Source organism: Rubritalea squalenifaciens DSM 18772 (assembly GCF_900141815.1).
Lineage (GTDB): Bacteria > Verrucomicrobiota > Verrucomicrobiia > Verrucomicrobiales > Akkermansiaceae > Rubritalea > Rubritalea squalenifaciens.
In genome coordinates, this window is sequence record NZ_FQYR01000002.1 from 287,091 (window position 1) to 299,658 (window position 12,568).

Here is a 12,568-nt window from a genome sequence, read left to right on the forward strand (position 1 = left end):
TGATGGTAACTGATCACTGCTTGCGGTCAATCCGCAGCAGCGCGGCAGCGGACGGGGATCCGATCGAGATGGTAACCTATCACTGTCTCGTAGCTATGGCTTGCTATTAGGTCTACTTGTGTAATGATAAAAGCCCCCGCAAGGATATGTTGTGAGCATTTTTTGCGGAGGCTTGAGTCTATTTTTGGCTCTTTGATCCCGTGAGCGGTTCTAGCTAGAATTAGAGCCGCTCACTGGTGGTCCTGGGAGGGGTAGGGGAGAGCTTGAACCGATCCGTCCCTCCTATAGCATAATAATCGGTACATAAATTGCTTATAGCAGGATGTTTATTTACGTCAAACAAAAGGTACGTGTATGGTTTAAATTGTTTCTTGAAAAGAAGGTATTTAATGTCAAATTACCTACACACTTACTGGTTATTGATCATCAGCAATAATAGGTACGTGTAGCTGCGGATTGACCGCAAGCAGTGATCAGTTACCTGAGGGGGCGTGGATTTCATGGCCACGTCCCCTTTTTACTGAATATTTCAATCAAGCGTCTCGGATTTCCCCGGTGGGGAGAACGGTGACTTTACGGGCATTTGGGAATTTTTTAGCAAAACTACCAGGCATGCAGGAACGGAGCAGAGATTGGCCTGTATCCGGGTCTTTGTGCCCTTGAGCGGCGTCGGTGTGATGGGCGAACCAGACTTGGCCTGTGGAGGTGGCCATGGTGTTAAAGACAAACAACTGATCCGTGCCGTCTATCTCTGCCAAGATGGAGTCTCCGGAGCAGAGGTGGAAGAGGAATTCAGCTTCGGGCGGCATGTCAGCGTAGCTTTTCTGGACCAGGGGCTCGCGGTGGCGCTGGCGGCGGGTGGCCTCATAGAGGGTGACTGGCTCGAAGTGGAATTTCCCCTCTCCCAGGCTGAAGATGGCGAGGTGGTGGGTGGAGGCGGACTGCACGTGTGTCTCATGCGGGCTGCCGGGGCGAATCGTGATGTGGGCGTAGGGAATGGCGGTACGCACTTTTCTGATCGGGATGCCGGAGGGCATGGTGAGCGGGGCGTCTGCCGAGATGGCTTTGAGCGCGGCCAGGTCTCCGCCGGCTTCATGGATATAGCTTCTCACAATATCCCGGATAGTATCGTCACAGATGCCTTCCACTTCTTTTTTACTGAGGGACTGGACGGGTTTTCTGAGGACAAGTTTGCCCTCGGCGGTCTTACCGTAGTTGGTCTCCTTGTGTAGTGCGCCGGAGACTTTTCTGCTAGGGCGGTGAGATACCCAGATGGAATTGAGCCTTTCGGCGACATCCAGGCGGAAGTTATGCCAGGGGATTTCCAGCCTCTCTCCCTCGGCACGGAAGTGGAAGACGCGTTTGCCTTCTTCCCGTGCTTCCTTGACTTTCAGCTCGTGCTTGAGCTTGCGGGTGATTTCCTGGATGCGGTCCTGGGTACAGAGTGCGATGACGATGGCATCCAGCGCGTGGTGGCGGTGGTCGTCCCGGTTCTTGAGGTCCAGTTCGTCATGACGCAGCAGGGAGTGCAGCTCCCACTGGTTTCGCAGGGTGGAGGTGTGGTTCCCCTTGGTACAGAGGATGTGGTGGGGGCGCTCAAAGAGGTGGGAGAGATACTGGCGGGCGGCCTTGGCCATCCAGGCGGTGTCATTGAGGTCCCGGTTAACGAAGCCCTCGGGTATCTGCTGGGCGATGAAGCGCTTGTACTTGCCGCCGGGAAGTTTCTTGGCCCGCTGGAGGGCGGCTTCATACTTTTCAGGATCGCTATGGGCCAGCCAAGTATAGGGCAGGCGCTGCCCCTTGTCCCGGTTTTCCTGTGACAGGCAGACTACCTTGTTAGACAGCGAGTTGTCTGCCGACTGCGAGAAGGGGTAGATGTGGTCGATATCCACCTCGCCATTGAAGAGCTGGGAAATGCTGATGGGTTTCCCTGAGTAGACACAGAGCTTGTCCTGTTCTTTCCAGAGGCGGTAGAGAATGATGGCATCGTTGTTAGGGATGATGCCCAGCTTTTCGATGTCTTTGCGGGCGGCATCCCGTTCCTTCTCGTGTTGTCTGTTTCTCTTCTGGTGTTCGGAGCGCTGCTTGGGGCTCATTTTGAGCGAGCGGGCCATTTCCAGGTGGATCTTGTGCGGCTTGCCGTACTTGCGGATGAGGCCGTTGACAATCTTGCGCAGCTCGGTGAGGGAGCGCAGGACTACCGGGTTGTTGATGATGACCTGGTGAGGATCGTAGAAGCTGCTTTTAGGGTCGGTCAGTTGTGCGAAGTTGGGCAACAGGTCGAAGGTGGAGGTCTGTTCTTCGTCACGCCGCTTATAGCCAGCGGCGTGGAGGGCGGAGTCCGACTGATCCTTGGCCATGTAGACCTTGCCTTGCCGCATATGGGGAAGGAGTTTTTCTAGGGCCACGACGGAGAGATTGCAATAGCCGGAAGGAAGGACGGTTCTCAGGAGTTTGTCGCGCTGATCATCTGTAAGTTCTGAGAGAGTCGACAGATTTTCTGCTATGTCATCATCCGTGGCCGCAGGAGCGGTCAGTATTTCTACAATGCGGTTCTTTGTGTCCTCCGGCAGGGCATTCCAATCCTTAGCCAGCGTTTTTCGGGCGCTCAGGGTATGGTCTGTGGGGGTGGCGGAAATTTTGGTTCTGCCTCCCGCCTCGAGGTTGAACTTTAGCTGGGCGGGGGAATCAGGTAGGGATGCCTGGAGCGCGCGGTGCTTGCAGAGGTGTTTCTTCAGCGCATCGAAGGTGACTTCTTTCTTCCCAGTCAAGTAGGCGATGGTTGCATTGCGCTCTTCAGGAGTGAGTTTTCTTTCCTCAGGATGGCGCGGGTTAGAGTCATCCAGGACACGGAGGTTATTGACCTCCTGAAGCATGCGGAACTCCTGGAAACGTCTGTCTGCAACGGGGGCCCGCTTTTCCTCAGGCTCAAGTTCGCATTGACCGATGGAACCGGCTGGCCAGTAGACCTTGCGCTGGAAGAAGGTGAGGTTCTCGATACCGAATTGGTCTAGTAGGTTCCTGCCGTCCTCTAGCGGAACAGGTTTGACTACCTTGGTCGGCTTTTCCTTCTTACCCAGGCTGCCGTAGCGTAGCTGCTCCGTCAGGGTATCCGGGTAGTAGGCCTGCTGGGTATTCCAGATGAGGTCGAACTCATGGTAGAGCATGGAGCGGTTCAGCCGTCTGTTGTTGTTCCTGTTTCTGAGGCTCGTGTGGATGCCTTCTTTCTGATAGATCTGGTAGAGATAATTGCCGACAGTCTGGGCGCCGCTACTATCGATCTCTTTCTGGAATTCTTTGATCTCCCCAAGCATGCCCTGCGTCTCCTTGTCACTGCTGTCTTCCTCGGCCTTGCGCAGGGAGAGGAAGCCACGGCGCTGATTCAGGTGGAGGATGATACGGCCTAGCTCATCGAGGCTAATCTGCTCATGAATGGCACGGGAACGGAGTTCATAGACATCCATGGCCATCCACTGGTCAAGGGCTACGGGGTCCTTGGGCATCCAGCCCAGCTGTTGAAGAATCCCTTTGATGAGCTTTTTCCTCTCGGCTTTGCGGCGGATACGGCGGCGCATCCCACGAGCGCTGCGCCTGTCCATATTCGGGTGCTTTTCCTTGGCTGAGTTGAAGTTGTCTAGACCTGCAGGAAAGACACGTACACCGCAGTCGATAAATTTGTCTTCTTGAGAGACTACTGCCCAGCCGATAGATGCGACACCCATATCCAGCCCGAGAGTATATTTGGAAGGATTCATGTTAGAACATTTATAGGTTGACCCCGCGGCTGTCCAAGCATATTCTGCGTTTGGTAACTGATCACTGTTTGTTGTTCTTTTCGTAGCAATAATCAGATTTAGCGGGCGCTGTTCTACGGAGCATCCCGCCTTTTTTTTGCTCATTTTTAGGGAGTACTTGTTCCAAGCATGGGGAAGCGAACAGCCTGTTCGGATCTACGGTGTTGAAATCGGCTTTTTCTGGAGTTACCTTGGCGCATGTTTCGTTTTGTAATTCCGCTGATAGGGCTGGGCTTGTTGCCGTTGCAGGCAGAGCCGCAGAAGTTTGATTTGTTGACTCTGAAGGATGGCAAAGGCTATCGCTCGGTGACGGTGACGAAGGTGAGTCCGGATGGCATCACGCTGATGCATGCGGAGGGCATGGCCAAGGTGGGCTACGAGAAGCTGCCGGAGGAGCTGCAGAAGCAGCTGGGCGGCTTTGATGCGGCCAAGGCAGAGGCCTACCGCAAGCAGCAGCAGGAAAAACAGAAACAGATCTCCGCCGCGCTGAATGCCTACAACGAGGCGGGCAAGGAGAGGAAGCAGCTGATTCTCGACCAGCGGCTGGAGAAACGCATCGCCAAGGAGCTGTCCGAGCAGGAGCAGCGTGAGAAGATGCCCTGCCAGCTGAAAGTGCTGCGTAGCTTTGATCAGGGCATCCTGTGCTGGATGAGTCCCGGCGTGGAGGTGCCCACTTATGAGACGAATGCCTTCGGCCGTGCCAAGCAGGTGGGAACCCGCTGGTCCTTCTCCACTGAGTACGAGCAGCCGGTGCTGATCCGTGGCGACTGGGGACCGATCGTCGATGGCGATGAGGTAGGCGCCTGGGTGCTGGAGGATGGTTCCTTCACCTACACCGATGAGCTGGAGGTGGAGCGCAAGGTGCGTGCCTACCGCGTGGTGTCCAGCCGCAGGAAATGAGGAGCCCAAGGGCTCGTCATCGGTCAAGGGTCATGAGTCATTGGGCAGCATGATGAAACGGATTTTACCACAGAATATACGGAAGTGACAGAAAGGCTGGTTAGATGGAACCCCTGCGGGGAGTGTGGAGGAAAAAGCGGGAAGGATAAAGTCCTGCTTGATGAAGCTTTCTTTACCACGAATGGCACGAATCTCACGAATACGGGCGGGATGGAACCTGGCTAGTTGGGACTTCACACGTAAACCCTAAGACTTTAGATGACTCAACCATATTTGTTAGAACGGAGAATAGGATGCTACATGAACTGATCAGGGAGATCCGTGCGATCGCACAGACGGGGCTCCACTACACACGGGATGCCTATGACCGTGAGCGCTACGAAAGATTGTTAGAAATCGCTACTCAGCTTTATGGCATGGAGAGCGATGCCTCCACGGAGCAGATCGAGAAGTTTTTCTTTCCGGAGGAAGGCTACGCCACCCCGAAGGTGGATCTGCGCGCCTGCGTGGTAAAGGATGGCAAGGTGTTGCTGGTGAGGGAGCGGGCATGCGGCCGCTGGACATTGCCAGGCGGGTGGGCGGACCAGAATGAATCGCCCATCGAGGGCATCACCCGGGAGGTACTGGAAGAGTCCGGCTACCAGGTGGAGGTAGGGCGTCTCTATGCCCTGAAGGATCGTGACAGGCATCCCTATCAGCCGAAATATCCGGTGAGCATCTACAAGCTCTTCTTCACGGCCAAGGTCACGGGTGGTGAAGCGCTGGAGAATACGGAAATCTCCGAGATCGCCTTCTTTGACCCGGCAGACCTGCCAGAGCTCTCGCTAGACCGGGTGCTAGCCGAGGACATCCTGCAAGGCGTACAGGCCGCTCAGCAAACGGGCATGGCCACGCCCTGTGATTGATGGAGCCCCTGCGGGGTCATTACTAATTGGTGATTACTGATGACTGATTCCGGCTGGATGAAACGGATTCCACCACAGAATACACGGAAGTGACAGAAAGGCTGGTTAGATGGAGCCCCTGCGGGGAGTGTTCAGTGTGAAGTAGAAAGTATTCAGGCCTGCTTGATGGAACTTTTCTGGCCACAGATTACGCAGATTAGGAATGGATTTCCTGCTAGATGGAGCGGGCTGTCGATGGGTAGCTTTCTTTACCACGAATCGCACGAATCTCACGAATCGGGCTAGTTGGAGCCCAGCATGATGGTCTTAAAAGCATCCCTGCGCGGGTCGCTCAGGTTTCATCTGGCAGGACCATTAACGAATAAGCATTAACTAATAACAAGCCCAACGGGCGCTTGTACGGGTGGTCGTTTGGTGTTGTTTGTTAGATGGCTTAGTACTGGAATTTTTCGGCGTGGATTTTTTCCATGAAGGCGTCGTGTGGTTGGAAGCATTCTTGGATGAGTTCCCCGTAGGCGGGCAGGAGCTCGTAGACTTTGTCAGTGCGGTTAGAGCACCAGAGGACTTTCTCATAGTTGCCATTGCCGTGGGGAATGATGCGGGCCCGAAAGTCGGTAGCGGAGATTCCATGCTCACTGGCGAAAGCTATTGTTTTCTGATCAATGGCAGCGTTGATCTGGTAGGTGATGTCGAGCACTTCATTCTGGTACTCCGGATTCTCCTCGATGCAGCTACAGAAATGCGTGACGCTACCGTGGCTGTAGGCCGGATAACGCTGGTACCAGGTGGACAGGTAGAGTCCTAGAGCGACCCCGATCGCTACCAGGGAGAGACGGAAGATGAGTGGTTTCATGTTACCTAGCTGAGTCACGGTTCATGAGGAGAAACGCGTGGCGCAGCCGGATTCTTAGAGAATGTCACCTGTGCGGGCTAGATGGAGCCCCTGCGGGGAGTGTTCAGTGGGAAGTTTGAAGTATGTAGTCTAATACGATGAAACTTTTCTGGCCACAGATTACGCAGATTAGGAATGATTGCTGGCACGATGGAACGGGCTGTTGGTGGGTATATTTCTCTTACCACGAATGGCGCTAATCTCACGAATACGGGATAGATGAAACCCAGCTAGATGAAGCATGCGCGACCCCGTTGGGGTCGTGTTCTTTTTTGGACGGGTTCCAGGGGTAGCGACCCTGGGGCTCGCAACCCCTGGCTAAGTTGCGGAACCCCGTTGGGGTAGGCCCCTGCGGGGCATTACTGATTGGTGATTACTGATGACTGATTGTGGCTAGTCGATCTCCTAACATCTTAAACGTAACACCTAAGACGCCTTGTTTACCACGAATCGCACGAATACGGGGTAGATGAAACCCAGTATGATGGTCTTAAAAGCATCCCTGCGCGGGTCGCGAAGGTATCATCTGGCAGGCCATTAACGAATAAGCATTAACTAATAACAAGCCCAACGGGCGCTTGGGTGGAGGAAGGATCGTGCTCCCTTTGGGATAGAACCCGGGCATAAAAAAACCACCCGGGTGGGTGGTTTAGGGGAAAGGTGTGCTGGTCGTAGGCTTCTAGATTATTATTGTGGAGTTTGGTCAGCCGGATTCTTAGAGAATGTCACCTGTGCGGGCGCGCTCCGCATAGCTGCGTAGTTCGGGGCTGTCGATCTCGCCAGCGAGATAGTTGTCCATCGCTTTCATGCAGCGCTCTGGATAGTAGCAGCTGAGTTCACCGTAGCCATGGATGGCGGCTTCCTGGCACGCCGGGTGATCGAGCTGGAGTGTCTGTGCGAGCACGGAGAAAATACAGTCATCTGTCTCCCGGGATTCGGCTACATCGCCTGTGTAACCAAGTGCATTGATATCCCAGAACATGTAGCATATGGCATTGAGGGGACTCTGGGATTCTTGATCAAGATGGCTGAGCGTGCGCGAACAACGCCGCATAAAGCAGTCCTGATATAGCCTGATAATAGAGCGGATGGAGGCAAGTCGTGTCTCAAGGGGAACTTCTGCAGACTTCAGAGCAAAGAAATAGTCTGAACAGGCTGTAGATAACAGGAACCAGAGACCTTGGTTTACCTGTGCATCGCTATAGGGTAGTAGGTCTGTGCCGCTATGGGTAAAAGTATCGCCGATCAAAATGGCAAAGTCCTCATTGCTACCGTCAAATTCCGGGGCGTCCAGATCCCAGTGCCAGGCAGGATCGGTGACCGGGTGTTCAAAGAGATAGACTAACCATTCCTTGTAACGTGGATGCATGATGTTGGTGTGAAACATGTATGAGTCGGATGATCCTCATTTTATCTTGGACTCGATGAACTGGATTGTCTCATTGTTGAGGATCGTGGTGGGAATCATCGTGTAGTGGTCCATGTCGTAGGTGAAAAGGAGCCAGACATCGCGAAACTTCCAGACGCCGGTGATTAGCTCCCATTTGATTGTCGATTGGTGCTGAGAGGTATGGAAGGTGAGATGTTCCTCGGTGAGCTGGATGGTGACTTGACGGTCAGTCATAACCGCGAAGTTTGTATCGGCCAGGTAGTAGTACCTGCTCCATCCGAAGATATAATAGGCAGGAACGATCAACCCCACAAAGAGGTACCAGTCACGTCCACCCATGATCAGAGCTGACAGGCATCCCAGCGCGACCAAGGCAAAGATAATTAACCAAGGCCCAGCCTTTCGCCAGACGAATCGAGAGGCGGATTTATTGACAAGAGTCTGCGTAGCTTCGTACTCAAGTGTGATAGTTTCTGGGGTATCCATGTTTTGAGTAGCGGGGCTCACTTCCACTTGAACTTGTCGGTATCGACCGATTTTTCCCGGATGTCCTGCATGGGGATGAAGAGGATCTCGTCACTCTTGCAGAGGTATTCGAAGATGCCCCAGATAAGCAGGAGAAGGCCGATACCTGCGGCGAGGAGGAGAATGCCACCAACAATGAGGGTGGAGTTGGAGTAGGTCTTCTTGCGGGTGAATTCCACGCCAGTGCTATCGAGCGCGGTCATGCGCCAGTCGGCCACGGCGGCGAAGGAACGCAGGTGGCTGATGTAGCTGTTTTCCTGCGGGGTGAGTTCGTAGTCTTGAGGCATAGATGGATTGTTGAAGTGAGATGGATGAAGGAGAAAGGAAAAAGGCAGGCTAGAGTGATTTGCTCTTAGTCTGGCCTATGGTTTGGGGCTGGTTTCGAGGTAGGTCTTGTATCTGAGTTCCCAGTACTTGCAGAATGTTTTCTGTTTGGCTTGGCCGCAGCAGCTCCAGTGTTCGATCCCTTGGATGGCCTTGCCGCAATGCTGGGTATTGCCGCCGGGGACCACGCTGCGGCATCCGGTGCAGGCCGCTCCGAAGCGCCCGTGATGCCGGATCTTCCCGCCGAGCCGCACGATGGCATAGGCGAGCACGCTGGTGACATGTTCTTTCCCTGTGAGGATGATACCGTCCTGCCCGGTCTTGTTGATGGCTTGCTGGGCGACGAGGAGTTCGCTGATGATGGCATCTTCCGCGGCTGCCTGGGATCTCTTGCTGGCGTCGTCACCGGGCTGCTTCCGCGCTTCTTCTTGGTCGAAGAGGTAGAGCGGCCAGGATTGATTGGTCCGGGAGAGGCGGTCGTACCAGAGGATGGCATGGGCATAGCGCACGCCTTTCTCAAAATCCGGATGCGCGGTGAAGCCGATGGCTCCGGGTACCTTGTGAGCCAGCTTGGAAAGATCATCCAGCGTTTTGGCCTGCACGAATCCGTCCTGACGGCTGAGGTCGATCACGCGGTGGAGGCCGCCGTTGAAGCCGTGCTGGGCCTGGTGATAGGACTGCGCCTGCTGGCAGTGCGCGGCGCTGGTTAGGATGAGGCAGAGGAGGAGAATCAGATAGGGCTTCATGGTGTTATCTTTGAAGAGGAAAAAGGCTGCTAGATGAAGCATTTTCTACCACGGAATATACGGAAGTACCAGAAGGTTGGCCCCTGCGGGGAGTGTTCAGTGTGAAGTATGCAGTCCAGTACGATGAAGCGGCTGTTGGTGGGTATTTTTCTCTTACCACGAATCGCACGAATTTCACGAATCGGGCTGGATGAAGCCCTTGCTGATGGAGCCCGGCTAGATGAAGCATGCGCGACCCGCGTTGGGGTCGTATTGTATTTGGAATGAGTTCCAGGGGTAGCGATCCTATGGCTCGCAACCCCTGGCTAAGTTCCGGAACCCCGTTGGGGTAGGCCCCTGCGGGGCATTACTGATTGGTGATGACTGATTCTGGCTAGTCGATCTCCTAACATCTAAAACGTAACACCTAAGACGCCTTGTTTACCACGAATCGCACGAATCTCACGAATACGGGCTGGATGAAACCTAGCATGATGGTCTTAAGGGCATCTCTACGCGGGTCGCGGAGGTTTCATCTGGCTGGACCATTAACAAATAAGCATTAACCAATAACAAGCCCAACGGGCGCTTGGGTGGAGGAAGGCTTGAGTCTTATTGTGTGTCTCTAGGCTGTTCTTCGAGAGGAAAGAGCTTCTCGATGGCTTCGGGGTATATGTTCCAGTATCCCTTGAATTCTCTTAGCCCGTCTTTGCGCTTTAGGATCAGTCGGTCTTTATCGTAGGCTAGAACCAAGGTAGGGATATCTATTTTAGGGATGTGAATGGTCAGTTCCTGATTTTGATCTAGCTGGTAAGTACCCGAATGGTCCACAATGCTATATGCATAAGATTTCATTATGACTTTTGAGCCGGGATAGAACAAGAACTCGATACTATCGAAGTTTGAACCTCCAGCTCCAACCATTAATGTATCCGCAAATACGATTTTATGATCATTTTCAATCCGGTCACGAAAGAGGTTCTCTGGAGAAATGTGTTTCTGGCTCACCTCGGTTTGAGAAGACGTTTTGTTCTGGTTACATCCTGTTAGAGTGAGCAAGGCCACGCAGCAAAGCATGCTTGCCATCGTGTATGGTAATGTCTTTTGCATGGGTGGAGTGGTAGAAATGTTAGAGAGCATCGTCCTGGGTGACTTGCTCGCTATCGGGCGGGTAGAGATCCAGGCCGAGTGAGAGGCCTAGGCCTGCCAGTTGGGCGAGGGTCTGGGTGCTGAGGGTATCGCCGCCCTGGCCACTGCCGCTGCTGTAGCTGCAGAAGATCTCAGCCTCCACCTGGTCAGACTGGGCAAGCTGGCGGATGGCATCCTGGCAATGGGAGAGATTCTGGAGCAGGGACTGGATTTGCTCCTCGAATCCCAGATGGCTGGGGGTGGGTGAGCGGTAGCTCCAGATATTGGTGCGGGCGGGGCCATAGCTGCGGCCTTGCTTCCCGCTCCATTTCTGCCCGGCTATTCTTACCGTGGTGGGCGCCATGCCAAGCAGGGCTTCCAGCTTGGTGGGGTCCAGGCCATCCCCTACGAAACGCAGGCTGACAGCGAACCATTTTTCATCCTCAGACAGCATGGTGTGGAATGTGCGTGGTGGCTGGGGATTTGGCTTCCAGGCATCTATTCATGGCTTTCCTTGGTCTCCAGTACGATGACGAGATGGCCTGTGCTTGGTGCCATGTCTTCATCGTTGAAGCCATTGTCAGTGTCTTTTACAGCGAAGGTGATGCTACCGTCCTTGTTAATGGCGGGAGTGGGGAGAAACGTGTCTGGGCGATGCTTCTTAGGAATTTCTAAGAGGCCGCGACGGCTAGCGTTATTGTGCTGAATCCAGAATTTGATGCCTTCCTCGTTGTCTTCCAGCACGATCGAGTACTCCTGCTTGGCGCGTTTCCCCGCACCAGTCCCGTCTTGGCTGAGAGTGCTTGAGGCGATCTCTTTGCCATCCAGATAGACCACGATCCGTGATCCGAATGATTCTTGCTTACCGGATGCTGTCAGTTCAAAAGAGGCTGCGTAGAGATTGAGGTAGGAAGCTAGGTCAGAGCTAGGAAAGGGTTTTGCTTTCAGCTCCTTGGCGTGGAGAGAGCAGCTTAGGGACAACAAGGCGGCAATAGTCAGTAGGTTTTTCATGTTAGGTGTTTTAAGGTGAATGATGATGCTATGATCTGCAAAGGAGTGTGCGTGGTGGGTGGGGATTTGACGAGGGAATTTCTAACCACGAATTGCGCGAGTAAGGGCTGGATGAAACGGATTCCACCACGGAATTCACAGAAGGAACGGAAGGCTGGTTAGATGGAGCCCCTGCGGGGAGTGTGGAGGAAAAAGCGGGTAGGATAAAGGCCCGCCTGATGAAACAAATTTAGCCACAGATTACGCAGATTGGGAATGATTGCTGGCACGATGGAGCCCCTGCGGGGCATTACTAATTGGTGATTACTGATGACTGATTGTGGCTAGCCTGCGGGCTTACACCCCGGAGGGGTGATGGAGGGTAGCGCGGGGTCAGCGAGCGAAGAGAGCGCCACCCCGGGAACAGGTCACCCCCACCCATACCACCCTGGAGGGGTGGAGGAAGGCCAGAAGCACATGGAGGTCGGGAGCTAGTAATTCAGGTACACGTACCAGAGGGCGGTGCCGTCTTCTTTTACTTCTATTTCTCTGGAGATAATTTAGGGAAAGGTGGCTTGGGCAATTTATCGAACACGTCGTAGTCCGTTGGATAGTGTTTCTCGATGATAGCCAAGTCTCGTTGGAGCTTCTCGAGGATCAGCGTAAAATCTTTCTGCTGTTCCACGGTCATATTTGCATTTTTCCACGCTTTTTTGGTGCTGAGGAAATTCTGGTACATTCTGATTTCCTGATTGATGCAGTGCTTGGCGTAGTAAGCATTGAGCTTGGCGTCATTGAGTTCGAGCATTCTGTGCAGGTACATCTTTCCATGAACCACTCTGGAGTCCCGCTCTCCATAGCTCCCCATGTAGGCAAATTCCTTCTGGCAGTATTCACGTGCTAGATTGTTTGCCTTATTGATGTCGTCCGCCTTGCACAGGCTGATGGATAAGAGGGTAATGATGAGAAGCTTAAGTGGTGAAGGTGTCATGATG

13 protein-coding genes are annotated in these 12,568 nt (G+C 53.7%); 2 read left to right on the forward strand and 11 right to left on the reverse strand.

Annotation, left to right across the window (positions count from 1 at the left end):
• Nucleotides 1-533: 533 nt before the first annotated feature.
• Nucleotides 534-3,755 carry a type II CRISPR RNA-guided endonuclease Cas9 gene (gene cas9 / locus BUB27_RS01240; RefSeq protein WP_159434722.1) on the reverse strand — a complete coding sequence of 1,074 codons (3,222 nt, stop codon included), beginning with the start codon at nt 3,753-3,755 and terminating at the stop codon, nt 534-536.
• 237 nt (nt 3,756-3,992) lie between these two features.
• Between cas9 and BUB27_RS01245 the strand changes: the two genes are divergently transcribed.
• Complete coding sequence (locus BUB27_RS01245; RefSeq protein WP_143157718.1) at nt 3,993-4,694, forward strand: hypothetical protein; 702 nt, start codon at nt 3,993-3,995, stop codon at nt 4,692-4,694.
• A gap of 30 nt (nt 4,695-4,724) precedes the next feature.
• On the opposite strand, the gene BUB27_RS01250 is transcribed toward BUB27_RS01245, so the two are convergent.
• Nucleotides 4,725-4,931: a hypothetical protein gene (locus tag BUB27_RS01250; protein ID WP_143157719.1), complete on the reverse strand. Its 207-nt coding sequence runs from the start codon at nt 4,929-4,931 to the stop codon at nt 4,725-4,727.
• Nucleotides 4,932-4,987: 56 nt separating this feature from the next.
• Here BUB27_RS01250 and BUB27_RS01255 point away from each other — a divergent pair, with 56 nt between their 5' ends.
• The gene (locus BUB27_RS01255; RefSeq protein WP_143157720.1) at nt 4,988-5,599 is read left to right on the forward strand and encodes an NUDIX hydrolase; all 612 of its coding nucleotides are present in this window, start codon (nt 4,988-4,990) and stop codon (nt 5,597-5,599) included.
• Nucleotides 5,600-6,032: 433 nt separating this feature from the next.
• Here BUB27_RS01255 and BUB27_RS01260 read toward each other — a convergent pair whose 3' ends face one another.
• The 9 genes from BUB27_RS01260 to BUB27_RS01300 form a co-directional block, all read right to left on the reverse strand.
• On the reverse strand, nt 6,033-6,452 hold the full coding sequence (locus tag BUB27_RS01260) for a hypothetical protein (protein ID WP_143157721.1): 420 nt from the start codon (nt 6,450-6,452) through the stop codon (nt 6,033-6,035).
• Nucleotides 6,453-7,206: 754 nt separating this feature from the next.
• A complete protein-coding gene (locus tag BUB27_RS01265; protein WP_143157722.1) occupies nt 7,207-7,860 on the reverse strand; it encodes a hypothetical protein in 654 nt (217 codons plus the stop codon).
• Between the two features lie 36 nt (nt 7,861-7,896).
• Nucleotides 7,897-8,367, reverse strand: a complete 471-nt coding sequence (locus BUB27_RS01270) for a YcxB family protein (RefSeq protein ID WP_143157723.1) — start codon at nt 8,365-8,367, stop codon at nt 7,897-7,899.
• A 17-nt stretch (nt 8,368-8,384) separates the two neighbouring features.
• Nucleotides 8,385-8,693: a hypothetical protein gene (locus BUB27_RS01275; RefSeq protein ID WP_143157724.1), complete on the reverse strand. Its 309-nt coding sequence runs from the start codon at nt 8,691-8,693 to the stop codon at nt 8,385-8,387.
• A 75-nt stretch (nt 8,694-8,768) separates the two neighbouring features.
• Entirely contained in the window at nt 8,769-9,518 is a 750-nt protein-coding gene (locus BUB27_RS01280; RefSeq protein ID WP_143157725.1) for a hypothetical protein, read from the reverse strand.
• A 549-nt stretch (nt 9,519-10,067) separates the two neighbouring features.
• On the reverse strand, nt 10,068-10,565 hold the full coding sequence (locus BUB27_RS01285) for a hypothetical protein (protein ID WP_143157726.1): 498 nt from the start codon (nt 10,563-10,565) through the stop codon (nt 10,068-10,070).
• 19 nt (nt 10,566-10,584) lie between these two features.
• Complete coding sequence (locus BUB27_RS01290) at nt 10,585-11,037, reverse strand: DUF4279 domain-containing protein (protein ID WP_143157727.1); 453 nt, start codon at nt 11,035-11,037, stop codon at nt 10,585-10,587.
• A 44-nt stretch (nt 11,038-11,081) separates the two neighbouring features.
• Nucleotides 11,082-11,594 carry a hypothetical protein gene (locus tag BUB27_RS01295; protein ID WP_143157728.1) on the reverse strand — a complete coding sequence of 171 codons (513 nt, stop codon included), beginning with the start codon at nt 11,592-11,594 and terminating at the stop codon, nt 11,082-11,084.
• A gap of 520 nt (nt 11,595-12,114) precedes the next feature.
• Nucleotides 12,115-12,564: a hypothetical protein gene (locus BUB27_RS01300; protein WP_143157729.1), complete on the reverse strand. Its 450-nt coding sequence runs from the start codon at nt 12,562-12,564 to the stop codon at nt 12,115-12,117.
• Nucleotides 12,565-12,568: the final 4 nt, after the last annotated feature.

Excerpts from the sequence above, each read along its gene's own strand:
- BUB27_RS01275 (WP_143157724.1), bottom strand. The coding sequence starts at position 8,693 with ATGCCTCAAGACTACGAACTCACCCCGCAGGAAAACAGCTACATCAGC.
- BUB27_RS01265 (WP_143157722.1), bottom strand. The coding sequence starts at position 7,860 with ATGCATCCACGTTACAAGGAATGGTTAGTCTATCTCTTTGAACACCCG.
- BUB27_RS01270 (WP_143157723.1), bottom strand. The coding sequence starts at position 8,367 with ATGGATACCCCAGAAACTATCACACTTGAGTACGAAGCTACGCAGACT.
- BUB27_RS01245 (WP_143157718.1), top strand. The coding sequence starts at position 3,993 with ATGTTTCGTTTTGTAATTCCGCTGATAGGGCTGGGCTTGTTGCCGTTG.
- BUB27_RS01260 (WP_143157721.1), bottom strand. The coding sequence starts at position 6,452 with ATGAAACCACTCATCTTCCGTCTCTCCCTGGTAGCGATCGGGGTCGCT.
- BUB27_RS01280 (WP_143157725.1), bottom strand. The coding sequence starts at position 9,518 with ATGCTTCATCTAGCAGCCTTTTTCCTCTTCAAAGATAACACCATGAAG.
- BUB27_RS01300 (WP_143157729.1), bottom strand. The coding sequence starts at position 12,564 with ATGACACCTTCACCACTTAAGCTTCTCATCATTACCCTCTTATCCATC.
- BUB27_RS01285 (WP_143157726.1), bottom strand. The coding sequence starts at position 10,565 with ATGCAAAAGACATTACCATACACGATGGCAAGCATGCTTTGCTGCGTG.
- BUB27_RS01255 (WP_143157720.1), top strand. The coding sequence starts at position 4,988 with ATGCTACATGAACTGATCAGGGAGATCCGTGCGATCGCACAGACGGGG.
- BUB27_RS01295 (WP_143157728.1), bottom strand. The coding sequence starts at position 11,594 with ATGAAAAACCTACTGACTATTGCCGCCTTGTTGTCCCTAAGCTGCTCT.
- cas9 (WP_159434722.1), bottom strand. The coding sequence starts at position 3,755 with ATGAATCCTTCCAAATATACTCTCGGGCTGGATATGGGTGTCGCATCT.
- BUB27_RS01290 (WP_143157727.1), bottom strand. The coding sequence starts at position 11,037 with ATGCTGTCTGAGGATGAAAAATGGTTCGCTGTCAGCCTGCGTTTCGTA.